Here is a 20,512-nt window from a genome sequence, read left to right on the forward strand (position 1 = left end):
CCAATCTTTCCTCTTACCTTCGCCGGGTCTCGTTTTGGGATTACCGGCTCTCCAATGCGGCGCTGGAAGACCTGGCCGCTTAACCTGAAAGGAACACATCATGAAGTCCAAGTCTCCTGCCCACGCCGCTCTTGCCCTGATCGAATGGGGCCATTCGGCCGGCCACTATCCGCCAGAACTGGTTGAGGCGGCTGTCCATTTCGCCGGACAACCTGCAATCGACCGTGCCGGGCGCATGTCCCTGATCGCGGCTTATGGGCTGTCGACCTGGTCGACGATCTCCCGTGAAGAATTCCTCGCCGAGGCTGACCTTCCCAAGTCTGTGCGGGACGCACTGGCGGCTGACCCGGTTGTCAATCCGGAGTCGCTGCCGGTGGTGGCTCCGGCCGAGATGTCGGAAGACGATATCGCCGCCTATCGCCAGCGTGGGATTGCCGATCTGGCCAATCGGGCCGAGCGCCTGCGCCTGTCCGTCCTGACAGGCGGCGCCGCCAAAGCGCAGACCTATCGCGAAAAGCTGGCCGAGGTGGAGCGCCACGAAGCGGCCGCCTTGAACGAGGAAGAGATCGACCCGGCCGATTATCCATACCTGTCGGCCGAGGTGGGTGTTCACGGCGAAAGCATTGCAGACGTCGCCACTCTGATCCGCGCCAAGCACGTTGCCTGGACGCCGGTGAACGCCGCAATCGAAGGCCTTTATTTCGCCGCCAAGGCCGATATCGCCGATCCGGAAACGGATATTGCTGCCATCCCGGCCCGCATCGATGCGGCCGAAGCCGCCATGATGACGACGCTGGCGGGATTGAGTTAGGAGCGGCCAATGCTAAATCATCGAGGTCCAGCCTTGCTGGTTGCTGTGCTCGCGATGATCTCGTGGGCTTATCTGAGTGGCCGGGTGGACGGCTGGGAGCGTCGCGACGCAGCCCAGGACGCAGCGGACTTGGCTGCCATTACGGCATCTCAAACCAGCTTTATGGCCGACCTTCAGGTGGCGCTCGAGGACGGTGAGGCTACGGCCCGATTGACTAGCGATTGGGCACAGACCATTGGAGGAATACGAAATGAAATTGCGCGCATCTCTACTGGCATTGATTGCCCCAGCGATCCTGACCGCAGCCTGCTCGTCGATCGCGCCGTCGAGGAAGCCAACGCCGCCCTACGCGCCGCCGGCGCCCAACCTGATGGTGCCCCCACCGCTGGTGGCGGGGATTTCGACAGCCCCTGAAGAGCGCCAGTGTACGGACTATGAGACGGCTTACGTCGACATGGTCAACGCGTACTTTCTGGTCAGCAGTCGGCTGCTCGGTCTACAGCGATATGCTCACCGTGTGAGCGGTGATTCGGTAGAGGATTGAAGTAAGGCGTTCAAAGGCGCTTTGAGGCCCCGCCGAAGAGGGTTAGACGGCCACCTTACGCCGATGACAAACCCGGTGGCACAATTTGCCAAACCGGGCGGCGCGCTACATCGGTCGCAGCCCCGCCTGCCGGGAATACCCGGAACGGGGGAGGCAAGGGGGAGCGGGCGTGAGTCGAAAATGGCGCGATCCGCGCCCTTTCACCCTTGATTGTCTTGCCGGGAAGACGCCTCAGGGGGAGTTTCAGCTGGCTGACAAGACCACAATGCTTGCTTCCGCTCACAAAAAGGGGCGGGCCCGCCACGCGAGACCCGCCCCCAAAAACTCAATTCGATCCGCCCCTAAAACGCCCCGCGCGCCTGCGCCACGCCGCCATCCACCACGACGGTCGAGCCCACCACATAATCCCCGGCCCGCGAGGCCAGGAAGATCGCCGCGCCGGCCATGTCGGACGGCTCACCGACCCGGCCCGAGGGCACGCCCTTGGACACCATGTCGGCATGATCGCGCGCCACCTTGTTCATCGAAGAGGCAAAGGCGCCCGGCGCGATCGCGGTGACATTGATGTTTTCCTTGGCCATTTCCAGGCCGAGGCGTTTGGTCAGATGGATGATGCCGGACTTGGACGCGGCATAGGAATAGGTCTCCATCATGTTGACCGACAGCCCGTCGATCGAGGCGATATTGATCACCTTGGCCGGCTGTTGCGGCGAGGCGGCCGCCTTGAGGGCGCCGTGCAGGGCCTGGATCAGGAAGAAGGGCGTCTTGACATTGAGGTCCATGACCTTGTCCCAGCCGCTCTCGGGGAACTCGTCCAACGGTGCACCCCAGGCAGCACCCGCATTATTGACCAGGATGTCGAGCTTGCTTTCATGCTCGAGAAACTTGGCGGCCAGAGCCTGGGCTCCATCTGCGCCAGACGCGTCACCCGGCAGGGCGATACAAGTGCCGAGCTCGGACAGGCGCTCGGCCGTCGCCAGGCATTCCGGCGCCTTGCGCGCGGTGATGTAAACCTTGGCCCCGGCCCGCACATAGCCCTCGGCGATCATCTCGCCAATGCCGCGCGAGCCACCGGTGATCAGAGCCACACGGCCCTCAAGGGAAAACAGATTATCAAACATGGTACGGACCTCCCGTCAGGGTTTATGTTTTGTTACGGGATGCGTAGCGGGTGAAAACGCGACTGTCGAGGGTCGGGTACGGAATGAGCGACATTCACCGGTGAAGGGCCGCCGACATGTCTTTCCCTCGCGATGCTCACCCGCCCTTTTTCGCCTCCATCGAGTTCGGCATCGCTGCGCGATACCGAGCCCACCTCCCCGCATGCGGGGAGACAAGCGGGAATTTATCCCCGCCCTGGCCGCCCAATAATCGTCATCCTGACGAAAGTCAGGACCCAGTCTCGCGCACACGATTTCGCCTGGCCTGGTAACAGCTTGCGTCGCAGACTGGGTCCCGGCGTGCGCCGGGATGACGGTGTTTGTTGCGGGGATAGGCGGCAAACTTATCCGCTCCCCTTCACCGCAAGCGATAATGCCCTCGGTTTTCGGGACGGGAGGCGCGAGCTCAGTCACTTGTGCCCGGAAACGAGCGGAGCCTGTCCGCGTCTCGGGGGTGACATCCCGAAGCTCCGGCAGGGCGTGCGACCAGGTCGCGGGGCACTAAACGACCGACCCCATCTACCTGACGCATTGGAATCGGTCGCGAGAGCGTCCGGGAAAACTCCGTGAGCGGGATGCTTGTCGAAGCCTACCGTTATTAAATCAGCGCTTTATCGGCTCCGGCCGGCATCCCGCTCCCTCCCATCTCTCCGGCGCTCACGCGTGCGGACCCCTCACCCTGTCTGAAAACCTACCAAAGATTGGAGACACCCATGCCGCGCTCAACCCGCCCGATCGACCCGCAAGCGCCGATAACCCCGAAGAACCCCGACCTCACCACCACGCAAGGCGCGCTGATCGGCGATTGCGTGCATTATGAATGCCTGGCCCTGAAGGCCATTCACGAGGCCATGAACCAGCAACTCGCCAAAGGCGACAGCAAGGCCGCCATCGTCTCAGCCGAAATCCTGCTGGACCGCCTCAAGTCCAGCTGGCTGGCCGATGCATTGGGCGAGCTGAACGAATATTTCCGCGCCGATGACAACAGCGTCCGTTTGGACATGGTGCAGACCCTGCGCGACATCGCCCGAATGCTCGACGGCGAGTTCGGCGAAGGCATGGAGCCCAACGGCTGGGCCCGCGATCCCGACGAATATCACAAGCTGCTCAAGCAGGCGAAGAAACAGGCCGAGTCCGGCAAGCGGAAGCTTTATGTGGGGACGTGAGGGAGGGGCGCGAGAGCCGGGCCTGCCGCAAATTTGTCATCCCTGCCACCCGCTTGCGCGGGCGCAGGTTCCCGCCCCGCGAAGGCGGGGCGAAAGTCAGGGACCTAACTAGTGGCGGGCATATGGGTCCCCGTCCTGCGTCCGGCCTTCGCCGGACGTCCAACGGGGATGACAAGGTGTTGTGAATCTAACCCGCGGAACGCGAGGCTTTCTTCCGCTCGTGCTCTTTCAGGAAGGTCTTGCGGATGCGGATGGTCTGGGGGGTCACCTCGACGAGTTCGTCGTCATTGATGAATTCCAGCGCGTATTCCAGGGTCAGCTTGATCGGCGTGGTCAGGACGATGTTCTCGTCCGTGCCGGAAGCCCGCATATTGGTCAGCTTCTTGCCCTTGGTCGGGTTGACGATCATGTCGTCATCGCGGGAATTGACGCCGATGATCATGCCTTCATAGACCTCGACGGCGTGTCCGACGAAGAGCTTGCCGCGCTCCTGCAGGTTGAACAGGGCAAAGCCCAGCACCTTGCCGTCGATCATCGAGACCATGGCGCCATGGTGACGCTGGCCGATCTCGCCGCCGGTCTTGGGGGCGTAGTGGTCGAAGGTGTGGAACATCAGGCCGGTGCCCGAGGTCAGGGTGAGAAATTCCGAGCGGAAACCGATCAGGCCGCGGGTCGGGATGATGTAGTCGATGCGGACGCGGCCATGCCCGTCCGGCACCATGTTCTTCATCTCGGCCTTGCGTTGGCCGAGCTTCTCCATGACGCCGCCCTGGTGATCTTCCTCCAGGTCGACGGTGAGGCTCTCATAAGGCTCACACAGCTCGCCATCGATTTCCTTGATGACCACGCGCGGACGACCGACGGCCAGCTCGAAGCCTTCGCGGCGCATGGTTTCGATGAGGATGGACAGGTGCAGTTCGCCACGCCCGGAAACGGTGAACTTGTCCGGATTGTCCTGCTGCTCGACCTTCAGCGCCACATTGTGGATCAGCTCGCGGTCAAGACGTTCCTTGAGATTGCGCGAAGTCACGAACTTGCCTTCGCGGCCGGCAAAGGGGCTGTCATTGACCTGGAAGGTCATCGACAGGGTCGGCTCGTCAACCGAGAGCAGCGGCAGCGCCTCGACATTGGCCGGATCGCATAGCGTGTCGGAGATTTTCAGATTGTCGATGCCGGTGAAGGTGATGATGTCACCCGCCTGGGCACTCTCGCGCTCAACCCGCTCGAGGCCATGGAAGCCGAAAATCTGCTGCACCTTGCCGCGCTGTTCGCTGCCATCGGCCTTGGCGACCACGACCGGCTGGTTGCGGGCGACACGGCCACGGGCGACACGGCCAATGCCGATCACACCGGTGAAGGAGGAATAGTCCAGGGCCGAGACCTGCAGCTGCAGCGGGCCGTCGAGGTCGACATCCGGGCGCGGCGTGTGGGCGGTGATCATCTCGAACAGCGGCGTCATGTCGGTGCCGATCACGCCGGCCTCATTGGCGGCCCAGCCCTGCAGGGCGGAGGCGTAGACGACCGGGAAGTCGAGCTGTTCCTCATTGGCGCCGAGACGGTCGAACAGGTCGAAGGTCTGGTCGACCACCCAGTCCGGGCGAGCGGAGGGACGATCGGCCTTGTTGATCACCACGATCGGCTTGAGGCCGCGGGCCAGCGCCTTCTTGGTCACGAAGGAGGTCTGCGGCATCGGGCCGTCGACGGCATCGACCAGAAGCAGGACGCCATCGACCATCGACAGGACGCGCTCAACCTCGCCGCCGAAATCGGCGTGGCCGGGGGTGTCGACGATATTGATGTTCCAGTCATTCCAGGTGACGGCGGTGTTCTTGGCCAGGATGGTGATCCCGCGCTCTTTTTCCAGATCGTTGGAATCCATCATGCGCTCGGACACATTGGCCCGCTCGCCCAGCGTTCCGGACTGTTGCAGCAGCTGGTCGACCAGCGTGGTCTTGCCGTGGTCAACGTGCGCCACGATGGCGATATTGCGCAGCTTGTCGAGGGACGCGCTCATGATGTCATTCCTGTCGTGAAAAGGCGCGCCCTCATACGCTGTGAGGGCGTGGCTGGCCAGTGCTTATTCCGCGCACGGGCGTCAAGAGTTGATGAGCGGGTGCCCGGCCGGTCAGTGTCCGCCCGGCGGCGGACCGGCATCACGGGGCGGCTTGGCGTCCTGTGCCGGGCGGGCCGGGGTCGACATGTAGCGACGCGTCGCCGGGGCTGGCGCCTGCGGTTCGAGGAAGGCGCGCACGAAGTTCGAGCGCCGCAACAAGCCACGAAGCGAGGTGATCACCAGCGACACCACGAGGATGAACCAGAACAATCGCCAGCCCCAGCGATCCGAGGCGGCCTTGATTTCGGCGAGATGACTGACCGAGACAAAATACCAGTCGGGACCGGCAATCCGGCTGAAGGCGACCAGAAACTCGCTGCGCGGCGTTCCGACGACACCGCGCGGTCGCGGATCATCGCGCAGAAGGGCCATGATCTCGACCGGGTTGATACCGATCGCGCGGGCCTGCTGCAGGGTCTGCCCTCGGGCGATGACACTGCCGTCGCGGTCGAACACCAGATTCACGCCACCGGCCGGCGGCGCTTCCAGCGAAGAGGCCAGGTGTTCGGTCATGTCGATCGAGGTGCCGAAAGCCCCAATCAGCTCGCCATCGACGCGGATCGGCTTGCGACAGGCGGTCGCCGAGCGCTCGCCACCGTCGGAATAGACAAAACGCGACAGGCGGGTGCATTGCATGGCGCTGTCGGGATTGGTCTCGAGGCTGAACAGGCGCGGGTCTTCATCCGCCTGCAGGTTGAAATCAGCCGGCGCCTCATAGCGGTAGAAGGCGAGCCGGTCGGCGCGCTCCGGCGCAAAGATCACGACGCGGCGGTCCGGCGTGAAATAATAGAGGCTGGAGAATTCGCCCAGATGCGCTTCACCGAAGGCGCGCACGACATGGAAGCCGGCCATGTAGCGGCGCTGTTCCTCGATGGTCATGTTCTCGCCGTCGCCCATATAGGCGCCGATGCCGAACACATGATCGGCGCCGGGCAGGGAGCGGCCGTCGAACAGGTCGGGATGGCTGCGCCGGGTGCCGTCGCCAAAGGGCGGGAACAAGGCATTGAAGTCGTCAACGATATCCTCGCCATCGATCAGGGCGTGGCGACGCAGGAAGGCTGCTTCGGCAGCCTCGGCCAGAGTGCGCGCTTCGTCGAACAGGGTCTGCTCGCGATCCGCCCGTACCCGGATATAGGAGTGCAGCATTTCGGCCCGCGCCATCGACAGGGACGACATCAGGATTTTGTGCGCAGCAAGGCCGGAAATTCCGGCAAAAACCACCGAAATCAGGACATGGACAGCAATAATGATCGCCTGGCGCACGGAAAACCGACCTTGATTCGAGACCTTCCTATACACCGGGACTGGCTGACATACGGTGATATTTGATGAGCCGATTCGCTTGTCTATCGCGCTTCGTCCGGCACGGAATTGGCAAGTCGTGTCACAAGGGAACAAAACGCCCCCTGCTCGCCGGCATCCATCATCCGGTTGGCGGCGAGCGGCACCACTTCCACCGCTTGACGCAAACGGGCATAGACCGTCTTGCCCTTGCTGGTCAGGTAGAGATGACTGACCCGGCCGTCGGCCTGCGATGCCCGGCGCACCACAAGACCGCCTTCCAGCAATGCCTTCGTGGCGCGCGAGACAATGCCCTTGTCCATGGGTGTCACCGTCACCACCTCAACCGCCGTCCGCCCGGGCGCCTCGGCAATCGCCGCCAGCACCCGCCATTGCGACAGGTTGAGTCCGGCCTCGCGCTTGACGATGGCCGCCGTCAGACGGGCGATCCGGTCGGCCAGCACGGTGACCTGGTAGGGCCAGTATTCCGTGAGCCGGATCGGCTCGCAGTCCACGTCGGTCACCAAGTCGGCCGACGTCTCGGCAAGGTCGGATCGGTCGGCGGACGCCAGGGCGTCAGCGGACGGGCTGGCTGCATGGGTATTCGTCTGGGTCATGACACCATGATAGTTGCAATCACAACTTGACGCAATAGCAACCAATAAGGTAGTCAAGGGGCACATTGAACACAGCGCGCCTCCGCCCCGGTCCGGGAGCGGCCCCACGGCGTCGCCCCGACACTCCAGGAGAGATGACATGGCTGACCTGTTCGAAAATCCGATAGGGCTTTGCGGCTTCGATTTCGTGGAATTCACCGCCCCCGAGCGCGGCCTCATCGAGCCGGTCTTCCAGGCCATGGGCTTTACCCATATCGCCAATCACCGCTCCAAGGATGTCGAGCTGTGGCGCCAGGGCGGGATCAACTTCCTGATCAATTACGAGCCCGACACGCAAGCGTCCTTCTTCGCCAAGGAACACGGCCCGTCAGCCTGCGGCATGGGCTTTCGCGTTCGCGATGCGGCTGCGGCCTATGAGGAAGCGCTGGAGCGCGGCGCCGAACCGGTGCTGACCGAGCCGGGCATTTCCGAGCTGGTCATCCCGGCGATCAAGGGCATTGGCGGCGCCTCGGTCTATCTGATCGACCGTTTCGAGGACGGCAAGTCGATCTATGACATCGATTTTGTCTATCTCGACGGCGTCGACATCCACCCCGAGGGTTGTGGCTTCAACGTGATCGATCACCTGACCCACAATGTCTACAAGGGCCGGATGGATTATTGGGCCAAGTATTACGAGGACCTCTTCAATTTCCGCGAGATCCGCTATTTCGACATCAAGGGCGAATATACCGGCCTGGTCTCCCGCGCCATGACGGCACCCGACGGTCTGATCCGCATCCCGCTGAACGAAGAGAAGTCCGAAGCCGTCGGCCAGATCGAGGAATATCTGCGCGAGTACAAGGGTGAAGGCATCCAGCACATCGCCTTCTCCTGCGACAATCTGCTGGAATGCTGGGACCGTCTGAAAAAGGCCGGCACCGAATTCATGACAGCGCCGCCAGCCACCTATTACGACATGCTGGAAGACCGCCTGCCGGGCCATGGCGAGCCGACAGAAGAGTTCAAGAAGCGCGGCATCCTGCTCGACGGCACCACCGAAGGCGGCCAGCCGCGCCTGCTGCTGCAGATCTTCTCGGGCAAGGCGATCGGCCCGATCTTCTTCGAATTCATCCAGCGCAAGGAAGATGAAGGCTTCGGCGAAGGCAATTTCAAGGCCCTGTTCGAATCCATCGAACGCGACCAGATCGAACGCGGCGTCATCAACGCAGCCGAGTAGGAGGACATCATGTCCGTCAACATCAAGCGCATCCACCACGTCGCCTATCGCTGCAAGGACGCGAAAGAGACGGTCGAATTCTACCAGCGTGTCATGGGCATGGATTTCAAACTCGCCATTGCCGAGAATGAAGTCCCCTCGACCAAAGCGCCGGACCCGTACATGCACGTCTTCCTGGACGCCGGCATGGGCAATGTCCTGGCCTTTTTCGAACTGCCCAACTCGCCGGAAATGGGCCGCGACGGCAATACGCCGGAATGGGTCCAGCACATCGCTTTTGAAGTCGAGGACATGGACGCGCTGTTGGCCTCCAAGGCGCATATCGAGGCACAAGGCCTGGACGTGCTTGGCCCGATCAATCACGGCATCTTCAAGTCGATCTACTTCTTCGACCCGAATGGCCACCGTCTGGAACTCGCCGCCAATACCGGCACCGACGAGCAGATGGCCGAACTGAAACGCGTCGCCCCGGCGATGATCGAGGAATGGAGCCAGACCAAGCGCGCACCCAAGCACGCAGCCTGGCTTCACGAGCAGGACTAGCATCCCCCAAACCCGCTAGACCTGTCATGACCTCTCGCCCCGTCTGCCCGGACGGGGCGTTTTCTTTGCCCGATGCCCCGGCTCGACCGGGTCCCGCGTCAGCTTGCCTATTCTGCCAATATGGTCAGGATGCCACGCAAGCGCCGGGGGAAATCGGAACAGATGTTGGGATTGATTGCCGAATTGCGCCGTCGCAGCGTGTTTCGCGTCGCCGCCGCCTATCTGGTGGTTGCCTGGTTGATCATGCAGGTGGTGGCAACGATCGGCGGCGCTGCCGGCCTGCCCGACTGGGCTGACAGTCTCGCCCTGGTCCTGCTGCTGGCCGGCTTCCCGGTCATTCTCTTCATCGCTTGGGCCTTCGAACTCTCACCGGACGGGCTTAAGCGAACCGGGTCGGCGGACAAGGCCAGTCAGGTCCCGGCCGCGGGCATGCCCGACTATGCGCTGATCGGGGCATTGGTCATCGTCGCCGTAATCGCAAGCAGCCAGATGCTGACACGTCCCGGCCAATCGGAAATACCGACAGCGGACGCAGGCGCGATTGCCGACGGCATCCCCAGTGACAATTCGATCGCCGTCCTGCCCTTTCTCGATCTCTCGCCGGCCGGTGACCAGCAATATTTCTCGGACGGGATTTCAGAGGAGATCCTCAATGTCCTGGTCCGGATCGAAGGGCTGGACGTCACCTCGCGAACCTCGGCCTTCCAGTATCGAAGTGATACGATGGGCGTGCCCGAGATCGCAGAGCGGCTGCGGGTTCGCCACGTGCTGGAAGGGTCTGTCCGTCGCTCGGGAAACACGATCCGCATCACCGCCCAGCTGATCGATGCCCGGAGCGATGTGCATTTATGGTCGCAGACCTATGACCAGTCGCTGACGGCGGAAAACCTGTTCGCCATCCAGGACGAGATCGCCAATGCCATCGTCCGCGCCCTCAGCGAGGTACTGGACATTCAAGCGCCTGAGATCGCGGTCGCACCTCTGACGGACAGTGTCGATGCCTATGACCTTTATCTGCAGGCACGCGACCTTTTCCATCGCCGCACCGATCTCGACGTCGCCGCCGACCTGGTGGCGCTGGCCGTCGAGCAGTCACCCGATTTCACCGCAGCCTGGGCCTTGCGGGCAGCGATTTCAAATGTGCGGGGGGCCCATGGCTATGGCCCCGAAGCCGGGGTGGACCAGGCGACCCTGACCGAAAGCTATGCCCGGCAAACCCTGGCGCTGGATCCAGACAATGCGCTTGCCATCGCGGTTCGGGCCAGCCATCGATCGCAGCGGATGATGTTCCACGGCGAGCCGGGCGACATTGGCTCGGTTCTCACGGACCTGAATCGAGCGGCGGCGCTCAATCCCCACGACGCCACAATCCATAACTGGCTGGGCATGGGCCGGCTCTTTGTCGGTGATCTGGACGGTGCCCTGTCAAGCTTCCAGACCTGCGTGCAGATCGAGGCGCGGTACGCAGCATGCGCCGAAAATTACTACGACACCTTGGCCGCCATGGGCCGGACGGACGAAGCATTGGCGGCACTGGAGGCCAATCTGGCCAACGGGCTGAGCACCACCCAATGGGTCAATTTCGCTGTTCTGGAGGAGAATGACGAACGGCTTGCTTTCCTGATTGCGGCCAATCAGCCCTGGATATTACCGGGGTTTCCGCGCCTCGGAGAGATTTATGACGCCTATCAGACCCCGAATGCCGACCATTCGGAACTCCTGCGCGAAGCGCTCGACTACATGCCGCCGGACGATCGTGACCACCCCGCCTTGCTGTTGTCGCTCGTGCTCACCCCGCTCGGCGCAGAGGGCCTGCCAGTCTCGCCGGTGTCGATCTGGCAACCCGGCGCCTCGCGCTATCGGCAAACACCGGCCTTCCGGCAATTGATGCGCTCGAGCGGCACGTTCGACTATTGGCGCGAGCACGGTTTCCCGGCTCCCTGCCGACCGGTCGGCGCTGATGATTTCGCCTGTGACTGACCCTGCAGCCATACGCGGCCTGTGGCGCCCCGTCCTGTTCTACGCGGCGGCGCTGGCGCTCGGGGCCTTCGCGCTGGAATGGCTGCAATACCGCTTCTGGGCCCGCATGATCCCGCTTGAAATCATGATCGGGCTGATCGGTGCCGCCTTCGCGGCACTGGGGGTCTGGGTCGGGATGCGGCTCACGCGCCGGGCGCCGCCCGCGCCCTTCGTGCGCAATGAGGCGGCGCTGAAGTCCCTCGCCATCACCCCGCGCGAACTGGACGTGCTGGAAGCCCTGGTCAGCGGCGACAGCAACAAGGAACTCGCCCGCACGCTCGGCGTCTCGCCCAACACGGTGAAGACCCATATCGCCCGCCTGTTCGACAAGCTGGGCGTCACCAGCCGCATCCAGGCGATCGAAACTGGACGCGACCTGCGTCTGATCCCGGCGGCGGGCGATACGCCCACTCCGACGACCCGGTCAGACGGGTGATTTCGTCACAATCACCCATCCGGGTGACGACGCGCGGCGCGGGACCGGCAGGCTGGACCGGTCCATCAAACAAGGAGGCGCCCGACCGGGCGATATCGACATCATGACCCGTATCATTCTCGTTTTCGGCAGCATCGCCGGCAGCCTTGTCGCCCTCTTCCTGATCCTCGGCATGACGCTGCTGGCCGGGTCCGACGGCGTTGGCTCGGAAGCCATCGGCTATCTGGGCATGCTGCTGTCGCTGTCCATCATCTTCATCGCCATCAAGCGTCATCGCGACATCAATCTGGGCGGGGTGATCCGCTTCTGGCCGGCCCTGGCGCTGGGCCTCGGCGTTGCCGCCCTGGCCGGTGTTTTCTACGTCACCGCCTGGGAGATTTATTTCAACGCCACCGACCGCGCCTTCATGGACAGCTATCTCAACGGCCAGATCGCCGCCCGCGAAGCCGCCGGAGCGACCGCTGCGGAACTGGCTGCCTTCCGCGACGAGATGAGCGCCATGATGGAGCTGTACGGTAATTGGTGGTTCCGCCTGCCGATGACCTTCATCGAAATCTTCCCGATCGGCGTGCTGGTCAGCCTGATCTCCGCGGCCCTGCTGCGCAATCGCAAACTCCTGCCGCACCGGGTCTGATCCTCTCCCCGTCGCGCCCGGCTTGCTGCGCGACGGGGACCAAACCCGCTGCCATCCCCCTTTCACACCTTGCGGTTTTGTTGAAAACTGGCGCTCAACCGGCTGGGGAGGCGGTGACAATGTCCGATTTCGAACTGGCGCTGCTATTCTCGGAATATCTCAACACCGCCAATTTCATCTTTTCCAATTTCATGGCGCTGGTTTTTGCGATGCTGACGGCGTCCTTTTTCCTCGCCCACCGCATGGAGCGCTGGGTCGCGGCGCTCTTTCTCCTGCTCTACTCGATCGGAGCGGTGATGACCGGGTCGGGCGTCCTCTTCGCCTTTTCCGACTTTGCCGCCCTGGGCGTGCATATCCACGAAACTGCCGGCCAGTCCGCAGACCTCGCCTGGCTCGGCCCGGCCGGGCCGGGTGGTGCGGGCATGGGGAATATGCCGGTCATGATCTCCGTCCTGCTGGCCGTCACCTATATCGGCTCGCTCGGCTTCTTCCTCGTGGTCCGCGCCAGGCGCATTGACCGGCCGGAGCCGGACGGTGAGGCCGACACATGATCCTCGCCCGGATCTCCAAGGCTGTTCGCGACCAGAACTGGCTCGCCGTCAGCCTTGAATTCATCATCGTCATCGCCGGTGTGGTGGTCGGTTTCCAGGTCTCGGCCTGGAATGAGGCGCGTCAGGAACGGGGGCTGGAGCAGGCTTATCTGGAACGGCTCTTCAGTGAGTTCGAGGTTGTCAGCGACGAGCTGGACGATGCCAGCGGCGATCTTGATGATGCGCGCGATCAGGCGGAAGGCTTTCTGGCCGCCTTTGACGCCGGCGACCGCGAGACGATGGCGCGCGATACGTTCGCGCTTCTGGCCATCACCCGCGTTTCGGAAGTCCAGATCCAGTCGGCGGCGCTGCACGAGCTGATTTCCAGCGGCCGGCTCGGCCTCATCCGCAATGAGGCGCTGCGCGCGGAACTGGCCAATCTGCCGCTGGTCGAGGCCGATGCCCACGGGGTCATCGACCAGATCAAGGCCCAGCAAGTCGATATCGTCGCCACCCTGCGTCCCCATCTTCGCGTCACGATGGACGGTCTGGGCGTGGACTCGGTCATCCTGGCTGACAGTTTCACCCCGGACGATATCGAGCTGGCCAACAACCTGGCCTTTGCGATCTATCTCAATCGCTCGGCCGCCCTTTTCCTGCGCGTGCTGAAAAACGAGGTCGACCAGCTTCGCGCCTCACTGGCGGAAGAATTGGGCCAGCCCTCGCCCGTGCCCGCCCCGGAGACCTCGCCATGATCCTCTCCCGTATCACCCGGGCCATCCGCGAGCAGAACTGGTTCGCCGTCGGACTCGAATTCGTCATCGTCATTGCCGGCGTGGTGTTCGGTTTCCAGGTCACCGAATGGAATACGGGCCGGCAGGACCGGCGCGAGGAAGCAGCGGTCCTGTCTGCAATGCTGGAGGATACCAGCCACTCCATCGAGGTCGCGGCGAGTGTGGCCGTGCTGATTGGCGACCAGCTTGCCGCCCTGGAGCGGCTGACTCTCGTCAGCGACCAGCCGCCCGAGCAGGACCTGCCCGACGGTTTTCAAATTGACCTTCACACGGGCGTCTTCGTGTTCAGCCTCTACAATCCTCAGATGCTGACCTTTGACGATCTGCGTCAGTCCGGCCGGCTCGCCCTGATCCGAAGCCGTGATATTCGCCGGCGACTACAGGAAATCGACGCTATCCATGCGGGGATCGCGGAGACCCGGGCCGACATCGTCTCCGTGTATTATGAATTCAGCGACCCCTATCTGATCGAGCATTTTGACCTGCGCCAGACGACGTTTTTGCCAAGTGCGCACAGTGGAAATCCGGGTCTGGAGTGGCTCTCGCCCGACGAAAACCTGCGGGATCTCAGGGCCGTCGCGCGGCAGCGCGAATTCCAGAACATCCTGCTCTACCGAGGCTTTATCATCACCGGGTATCGCGGCCAGATCGAACGGGTGATCGATCACTATGCCGGACTGGAAACAGCCCTGCGCGAGCGACTCGCCACCTTGGGAGAGCGCGCTTGATCCTCACGTCCATCACCCAGGCCCTGCGGACCCAGAACTGGTTCGCCGTCATCGTCGAATTCATCATCGTTCTGGCCGGCGTGGTGATCGGTTTCCAGATCTCTGCCTGGAATGAGACCCGGATCGAGCATCAACGCGAAGCCCTGATCCTGGAACGCCTGCACACCGACTTCACCGAGATCGAAACGCGCACCGCAACCGTCATCGAACAACTGGAAGCCCGTATCGAGGCCGGCCATGCCTTCGAGGCCTTACTGCGCCGAAACCAGAGCGAGGTCAGCGATCTTGAATTCTTCGCCAGCCTGCAAAACGCCATCGGCACGCCGGTCCCCAATGGACGCTCGGCGACCTATGCCGAACTGGTCGCCTCCGGCGAGATGCGGCTGATCCGGTCCGAAGCCCTGCGTGAAACCCTGGTCGAATTTGACGAGCAGGTGCGTCGCCAGGAGCTCGCCTATGCCTCGCTGGCGCGGCTGATCACCGATAATGCCGGCATCCTGCTGAACGTGCAGACCTACGCCTCCGATGACCCCGACAGCTTGCCGCCGCACCTCTATGCGGCGCTCGCGGAGATCCGCCAGTCGGCCGAAGTCTATACCGCCGCCCGCCTCACCACCCGCGCGAATTTCGTCAATCGTGTCTGGCATCAGGGCACGCTGGAACGGGCCCGTGACGTGCTCGCGGCGATGCCCGACGACGCCCCGGAGGCAAACGCACCATGATCCTTTCCCGCATTGCCCGCGCCCTGAAAGACCAGAACTGGCTCGCCGTCGGCATCGAATTCGTGATCGTGATCCTGGGTGTGGTGATCGGCTTTCAGGTCACGGCCTGGAATGCCGACCGCGCCGAACAGGACGTGATCACGCGGCAATTGCACGAAGTTCGCGATGATATCCGGGCCGACATCACGGCCATTGAGCTGACCCGCGATGCCAGCCTCTGGCGTCTCGCCGCGGCGGAGCACCTGCTGACCGAGGCCAATGACGGGGCCGGGTTGCGATCGATGTCGACGGCGCCCGGAGGCACGGTTGACGCGACCCTCCTGCCCACCGTGACCGAGGCCGACCTGCCGATGCTTCTGGCGCGGGTCAATCTGATCCGCGGCGTCACCGGGCGACGTACGGGATATCAAAGCCTGGTCAATGGCGGCAGCCTGCGCCTGATCGAGGCCGGCGAGCTGCGCTCTTCCATCCAGCGCTATTATGCCGGTTATGACGATTTCCAGAGAAATCTGAACACCTTCCGGGACATTCGCAGCGCGGCCCTGCCAGTACTGTTCGAGCACGGGTTTTCGTTATTCTCCGACCATGACGTCGACGCCGTGCTCGACGCCGCCCGCAACGATCCCGCCATCCTCGCCTATCTGCGAACCAGTCGGGAAACCGGGCAGTTCCAGACCGCCAGCATTCTGGCCCGGGAGGACGAGGCCCGCGCCCTGCTTGCCCTTATCAATGCGGAGCTGGGCGAATGATCCTGGCCCGTATCGCCCGCGCCCTGAAAGATCAGAACTGGCTGGCCGTTGGACATTCGTTGGTCGCTCGGGCGCTGCCCGGTGGTGCCGGATGAGGCGACGCGTCCGCCGCAAGGTTGAACGGTCCGCGCCCCTTCCCGTGCGCCATGCCTGGATGACGACCTGGGTCATCATGCTGGCGGCCTTTTTCTGGTATCTGATCCATCTGTTTTCGACCGTCTCCTACAACTGCCGCGAGTTCTATGACTGGTGGTTCGACCGCGAGATGTTCGGCATGGCGACACTGCAATGGACCAGTCTTTATGCGGTCACACTGGCGCTGTGGTTCTGCGTCCTCATCGTCCGCCCCAAACGCGAACGCATCCCGGTCTGGATCCGTTTTTTCCAGGGCAAGATGATCTTCTGGATAGTGTTGATCAGCGTTTTCCAGTGGGGGATGGTCCGGCCGCAATCAGACGAGGCGCGCATCTACGCCTGGTTCCAGGATGAGGTCGCGGGCTGGCCGGTGATAAACTGGTTTTTCAGGGGGCAGAGCATGCCCTTCGTAGAAATATACGACACATTCAACGGCGTGGAAATTGACTACGAAGACCCGTTGTTCGACGAGGCGGAGGCCCTCCAGGCCGAGTATGAACGGACCTTCCGGGCCAACATGATCCCCCGCCGAATGGGCATGTATCGTGGCGAGCTGGAATGCGAGGCGACGGCCCGCATCGACAAGGCCTGGGAGCGGGCCTTCACTGTCTATTTCAAGCGCTGGCGTGAGGAACAACCGGTCGAGGCGCCCACAGGGTCGGTCTGGGACATGCCCCTCGAACCGGAACCGGATGAGGCGGATCGTTGAACCGATGGATTTCTCGGGCGGCGCGAGCGACAACCAGACGCATGACCAAGCGGGAGCCATCAGACATGACGCAAGCACAGAAAACCCGAAACGGCGGCTGTCGCTGCGGCGAGCTGCGATTTCGCCTGACCGAACCGGCCCTGTTCACGGCCGCCTGCCATTGCCGGGGCTGCCAGCGCATGAGCGGCGGCGCCTATTCGCTCACGGTTGCTGTGCCCGACGCCCAGTTTGCAGTAACCCAAGGCGAACCCGTCATTGGCGGCCTGCACGGTGACGACATCCGGCATTTCCACTGCCCGCACTGCCTGAGCTGGGTTTTCACCCGCCCCACCGGCATGGATTTCGTGAATGTCCGAACCCCCATGCTGGACGACCCGTCCGGCTTCACGCCCTTCCTGGAAACCTGCACCAAAGACCGGCTCGAAGGCGTCACGATAACGGCCCCGCACAGCTATGAGGCTTTCCCGACAATGGAGGAATTCGGTGACCTGCTGGCCGCCTACACCGCCGGCCCCGGAAAAGCTGACTAGAAGGCCGTTGTCGGGAGGGAGCGCCGGCGCACACCCGGCCATAAATCACTTGCCGAGAGAAAGCCGTATCCGGTTCTCGAGCTCAAGGGTCTCGCCCGCGAAGCGGCGCCTGCGGCGCCCTTGACCTCGAGAACCGGATACGGCCCGCTGGCTGACAAGTGATGTATGGACCGCTCTGCGCAAGGCGCCGAGCTTCCATAACAACGCACCCCCTCACCCCCGCTTCGGCCACCAGGGCACAAAGCCCGGCGTCCGGGCGACATAATCCGCATAGCCGGGGCGACTCTCATGCAGGCCGTCTTCCAGAATTTTGGCGCCGGTCCAGCGGGTCAGGGTGAAGGTGAGGAAAAGCGGGCCGATAACGGTCCACCAGCCATCGCCATCGGCGACGGCGATCAGCCACAGGCCCCAGAACAGGACGGCATTGCCGAAATAGTTGGGATGGCGGGTATAGCGCCAGAGGCCTGCATCCATGACCTGGCCCTTATTGGCCGGATCGGCCTTGAAGGCGGCGAGCTGGCGGTCGCCGATCACTTCGAAGGCAAGACCGATGGCGAAGAGGATGACCCCCGCGATCGCAGCAGGCGTGGCAAAGCGGCCCCCCTCCATCACCGCATGCTGGATCGGCAGGGCGGTCACCCACAGCAGGACACCCTGCAGGAGGAAGACGGTGACCAGCATGAAGATCGCTTCCTTGCCCGGCGGCGAACGCTGCAGGAGTTTCTGATAGCGCTTGTCCGCCCCCTCATGCTGCCAGCGCGTGAAGAGGTGATGCCCCAGGCGCACGGCCCAGATCGCGACCAGGCCGACATACCAGGTCGCGCCATCTGCCCCGGCGAACAGCAGCGAGGACAGCGCCAGCACCAGAAAGCCGATGGGCCAGATCGCGTCGATATAGGACGGGTCCTTGCGCGGCACGCTGAACGGCCAGGCCAGCACCATCACGGCAAGGATCAGGGCGAGATTGAGAAGATAGGGAATCATGGCTGGGATCTAGGGCGCGCGGATGCGTTCGACCAGCTCCCTGACCTCGGCCGGCGGAGCGGATGTCAGCAGCGAGACGGTGACTGAGACGATAAAGCTGATGACCATGCCGATCGTGCCGAAACCTTCCGGCGAGACGCCGAGGATCCAGTGTTCGGCATCATTCGGGATCCAGCCGAAGATCTTGTAGGTCAGGATATAGGCGCCGGTCACGCCGAGCCCCGTCACCATGCCGGCGATCGCCCCTTCCTTGCTCATGCGCTGCCAGAAAATGCCGAGCAGGATGGCCGGGAAGAAGCTGGCGGCAGCGAGCCCGAAGGCCAGCGCCACGACCGAGGCGACAAAGCCCGGTGGATAGATGCCGGCGAGGATGGCGATCAGCACCGCCCCCGTCGCCGATAGTCGGGCGATCAGGAGTTCCTGCCTGTCGGTCATCGATTTGAACAACACCTTGCGACACAGATCGTGCGAGATCGAAGACGAGATCACCAGCAACAGGCCGGCCGCGGTGGACAGGGCGGCCGCGATGCCGCCGGACACGACGAGACCGATCACCCAGCCGGGCAGGTTGGCAATCTCCGGATTGGCGAGCACGAAAATGTCGCGATTGAGCGTGGTCACCTCATTGGTCGCCGGATCGGCACGATACTGGATGCGGCCATCGCCATTGAGGTCCTCGAAAGCCAGAAGCCCAGTGTTTTCCCAACGGTGGAACCAGTCCGGCGTTTCGCGCTCGCCCTCGACCAGGGTGGTGGTCTCGGCGTCATAGACACTCTCATTCACCGTCTCGATAAAATTGGTGCGGGCAAAGACCGCGACCGCCGGGGCGGTGACATAGAGGATGCCGATGAAGAGCAGCGCCCAGCCGGCCGATTTGCGGGCATCCGCCGCCTTGGGCACGGTGAAGAAGCGCACGATGACATGCGGCAGGCCGGCCGTTCCCGCCATCAGGGCCAGAGTGATGGCGAACACGTCGAAGGTCGATTTCGAGCCGTCCGTATAGGGGGCGAAGCCAAGCTCGGTGAGCATGCCGTCCAGCTTGACCAGCAAAGGCGTCCCGTCGGCCACATTGCCGATGAAACCGAGCTGCGGGACGGGCGATCCGGTCAGCTGCAGCGAGATGAAAATGGCCGGCGTCATGAAGGCAAAAATCATCACGCAATACTGGGCGACCTGGGTGTAGGTGATGCCCTTCATGCCGCCGAGCGTGGCGTACATGAGCACGACCAGTCCCCCGATCACCACACCGGCCTCGATGGGGATTTCCAGAAAGCGCGAGAAGGCAATGCCGACGCCCTGCATCTGGCCGGCGATATAGGTAAAGGAGACGAAGATCGCACAGATCACCGCAACCACGCGGGCGGTATCGGAATAATAGCGGTCGCCGATGAAGTCCGGCACGGTGAACTTGCCGAAGCGCCGCAGATAGGGCGCCAGCAGCAAGGCCAGCAAGACGTATCCGCCGGTCCAGCCCATCAGGAAGACCGAGCCATCATAGCCGGAAAAGGCAATCAGCCCGGCCATCGACAGGAAGGAGGCGGCGCTCATCCAGTCGGCGGCGGTGGCCATGCCGTTGAAGACCGGCGGGACGTGGTGCCCGGCGACGTAGAATTCGTCCGTCGAGCCGACCCGCGAGGCGATCGCGATGCCGATATAGAGCGCGAAGGATGTGATGACGAAGAAACCGGTCCAGAACAGGGTCGGGGTCATGATGCGTCCTCCTGTCCCGGCGGGACGGGGGGCGGCATGTCATCGCTGCCGAGCCGGTCGGCAAAGCGCGCTTCGAGCCGGTTCATCGCCCAGGCGTAGTAGAAGATCAGCACAATGAAGGTGAAGATCGAGCCTTGCTGCGCGAACCAGAAGCCCAGCGGCGCGCCGCCAAGCGAGACCTGGTCCAGCCAGGGACGTAAAAGGATGCCGAAACCGAAGGATACGGCAAACCAGATCGCCAGCAATATCCCCATGAGGCCAAGATTGGCGCGCCAATAGGCCTTGCGCGCGGATGACTTGTCTTGCGCCATGTACTCCCCCAGACTGATCGCATGACTTTGATGGCGATCTTCGGCGCGAGCTTTGCAAACAAATCCT

General features: G+C 63.0%; 22 protein-coding genes. 15 read left to right on the forward strand and 7 right to left on the reverse strand.

Going from position 1 to position 20,512, the window contains the following annotated elements; all coding sequences use genetic code 11:
- Window positions 1–100: 100 nt before the first annotated feature.
- Together C7435_RS08645 and C7435_RS08650 are read left to right on the forward strand one after the other, a co-directional pair.
- Window positions 101–811 carry a hypothetical protein gene (locus tag C7435_RS08645; RefSeq protein ID WP_121210923.1) on the forward strand — a complete coding sequence of 237 codons (711 nt, stop codon included), beginning with the start codon at window positions 101–103 and terminating at the stop codon, window positions 809–811.
- 9 nt (window positions 812–820) lie between these two features.
- Window positions 821–1,225: a hypothetical protein gene (locus C7435_RS08650; RefSeq protein WP_147422663.1), complete on the forward strand. Its 405-nt coding sequence runs from the start codon at window positions 821–823 to the stop codon at window positions 1,223–1,225.
- Between the two features lie 471 nt (window positions 1,226–1,696).
- Here the strand turns inward: C7435_RS08650 and C7435_RS08655 are convergent, their stop codons facing one another.
- Window positions 1,697–2,476, reverse strand: a complete 780-nt coding sequence (locus C7435_RS08655; RefSeq protein ID WP_121210927.1) for an SDR family oxidoreductase — start codon at window positions 2,474–2,476, stop codon at window positions 1,697–1,699.
- A gap of 752 nt (window positions 2,477–3,228) precedes the next feature.
- Here C7435_RS08655 and C7435_RS08660 point away from each other — a divergent pair.
- On the forward strand, window positions 3,229–3,681 hold the full coding sequence (locus C7435_RS08660) for a hypothetical protein (protein ID WP_121210929.1): 453 nt from the start codon (window positions 3,229–3,231) through the stop codon (window positions 3,679–3,681).
- A gap of 187 nt (window positions 3,682–3,868) precedes the next feature.
- Here the strand turns inward: C7435_RS08660 and typA are convergent, their stop codons facing one another.
- The 3 genes from typA to C7435_RS08675 form a co-directional block, all read right to left on the reverse strand.
- Window positions 3,869–5,695 carry a translational GTPase TypA gene (gene typA / locus C7435_RS08665; RefSeq protein WP_198928851.1) on the reverse strand — a complete coding sequence of 609 codons (1,827 nt, stop codon included), beginning with the start codon at window positions 5,693–5,695 and terminating at the stop codon, window positions 3,869–3,871.
- A 111-nt stretch (window positions 5,696–5,806) separates the two neighbouring features.
- A complete protein-coding gene (locus tag C7435_RS08670; protein WP_121210931.1) occupies window positions 5,807–7,057 on the reverse strand; it encodes a cache domain-containing protein in 1,251 nt (416 codons plus the stop codon).
- Window positions 7,058–7,140: 83 nt separating this feature from the next.
- The gene (locus C7435_RS08675) at window positions 7,141–7,692 is read right to left on the reverse strand and encodes a MarR family winged helix-turn-helix transcriptional regulator (RefSeq protein WP_170150410.1); all 552 of its coding nucleotides are present in this window, start codon (window positions 7,690–7,692) and stop codon (window positions 7,141–7,143) included.
- A 139-nt stretch (window positions 7,693–7,831) separates the two neighbouring features.
- On the opposite strand from C7435_RS08675, the gene hppD reads away from it, so the two are divergent.
- The 12 genes from hppD to C7435_RS08735 all read left to right on the forward strand — a co-directional run bounded on the left by hppD (window position 7,832) and on the right by C7435_RS08735 (window position 17,440).
- Window positions 7,832–8,911 carry a 4-hydroxyphenylpyruvate dioxygenase gene (gene hppD, locus C7435_RS08680; protein WP_121210933.1) on the forward strand — a complete coding sequence of 360 codons (1,080 nt, stop codon included), beginning with the start codon at window positions 7,832–7,834 and terminating at the stop codon, window positions 8,909–8,911.
- Window positions 8,912–8,920: 9 nt separating this feature from the next.
- On the forward strand, window positions 8,921–9,454 hold the full coding sequence (locus C7435_RS08685; protein ID WP_121210935.1) for a VOC family protein: 534 nt from the start codon (window positions 8,921–8,923) through the stop codon (window positions 9,452–9,454).
- Window positions 9,455–9,616: 162 nt separating this feature from the next.
- A complete protein-coding gene (locus C7435_RS08690; RefSeq protein ID WP_147422664.1) occupies window positions 9,617–11,434 on the forward strand; it encodes a hypothetical protein in 1,818 nt (605 codons plus the stop codon).
- Window positions 11,427–11,909, forward strand: a complete 483-nt coding sequence (locus C7435_RS08695; protein ID WP_233350722.1) for a helix-turn-helix transcriptional regulator — start codon at window positions 11,427–11,429, stop codon at window positions 11,907–11,909. Before C7435_RS08690 ends, C7435_RS08695 begins: the two co-directional genes overlap by 8 nt.
- Window positions 11,910–12,012: 103 nt before the next feature.
- Complete coding sequence (locus C7435_RS08700; RefSeq protein WP_121210939.1) at window positions 12,013–12,543, forward strand: DUF4199 domain-containing protein; 531 nt, start codon at window positions 12,013–12,015, stop codon at window positions 12,541–12,543.
- A 119-nt stretch (window positions 12,544–12,662) separates the two neighbouring features.
- A complete protein-coding gene (locus tag C7435_RS08705; RefSeq protein WP_147422665.1) occupies window positions 12,663–13,094 on the forward strand; it encodes a hypothetical protein in 432 nt (143 codons plus the stop codon).
- Entirely contained in the window at window positions 13,091–13,828 is a 738-nt protein-coding gene (locus C7435_RS08710) for a hypothetical protein (protein ID WP_121210942.1), read from the forward strand. Before C7435_RS08705 ends, C7435_RS08710 begins: the two co-directional genes overlap by 4 nt.
- Window positions 13,825–14,595 carry a hypothetical protein gene (locus C7435_RS08715; protein ID WP_121210944.1) on the forward strand — a complete coding sequence of 257 codons (771 nt, stop codon included), beginning with the start codon at window positions 13,825–13,827 and terminating at the stop codon, window positions 14,593–14,595. Before C7435_RS08710 ends, C7435_RS08715 begins: the two co-directional genes overlap by 4 nt.
- A complete protein-coding gene (locus C7435_RS08720; protein ID WP_121210946.1) occupies window positions 14,592–15,317 on the forward strand; it encodes a hypothetical protein in 726 nt (241 codons plus the stop codon). The genes C7435_RS08715 and C7435_RS08720 overlap by 4 nt, the downstream gene beginning before the upstream one ends.
- Window positions 15,314–16,066 (forward strand): hypothetical protein, encoded by a 753-nt coding sequence (locus C7435_RS08725; protein ID WP_121210948.1) that lies wholly within the window; start codon window positions 15,314–15,316, stop codon window positions 16,064–16,066. Before C7435_RS08720 ends, C7435_RS08725 begins: the two co-directional genes overlap by 4 nt.
- A gap of 91 nt (window positions 16,067–16,157) precedes the next feature.
- Window positions 16,158–16,910 carry a hypothetical protein gene (locus C7435_RS08730; RefSeq protein ID WP_121210950.1) on the forward strand — a complete coding sequence of 251 codons (753 nt, stop codon included), beginning with the start codon at window positions 16,158–16,160 and terminating at the stop codon, window positions 16,908–16,910.
- 65 nt (window positions 16,911–16,975) lie between these two features.
- Window positions 16,976–17,440 (forward strand): GFA family protein, encoded by a 465-nt coding sequence (locus C7435_RS08735; RefSeq protein ID WP_121211398.1) that lies wholly within the window; start codon window positions 16,976–16,978, stop codon window positions 17,438–17,440.
- A gap of 213 nt (window positions 17,441–17,653) precedes the next feature.
- Here the strand turns inward: C7435_RS08735 and C7435_RS08740 are convergent, their stop codons facing one another.
- From C7435_RS08740 to C7435_RS08750, 3 genes are read right to left on the reverse strand one after another with little or no spacing between them, the layout of a single operon-like run.
- The gene (locus C7435_RS08740) at window positions 17,654–18,424 is read right to left on the reverse strand and encodes a DUF1295 domain-containing protein (protein ID WP_121210952.1); all 771 of its coding nucleotides are present in this window, start codon (window positions 18,422–18,424) and stop codon (window positions 17,654–17,656) included.
- 9 nt (window positions 18,425–18,433) lie between these two features.
- Window positions 18,434–20,134, reverse strand: coding sequence for a sodium:solute symporter family protein (locus C7435_RS08745; protein ID WP_121210954.1), 1,701 nt, complete (start codon window positions 20,132–20,134; stop codon window positions 18,434–18,436).
- The gene (locus C7435_RS08750) at window positions 20,131–20,445 is read right to left on the reverse strand and encodes a DUF4212 domain-containing protein (RefSeq protein WP_121210955.1); all 315 of its coding nucleotides are present in this window, start codon (window positions 20,443–20,445) and stop codon (window positions 20,131–20,133) included. The genes C7435_RS08745 and C7435_RS08750 overlap by 4 nt, the downstream gene beginning before the upstream one ends.
- Window positions 20,446–20,512: the final 67 nt, after the last annotated feature.

The organism is Maricaulis maris (assembly GCF_003634045.1).
GTDB classification, from domain to species: Bacteria; Pseudomonadota; Alphaproteobacteria; order Caulobacterales; family Maricaulaceae; genus Maricaulis; species Maricaulis maris.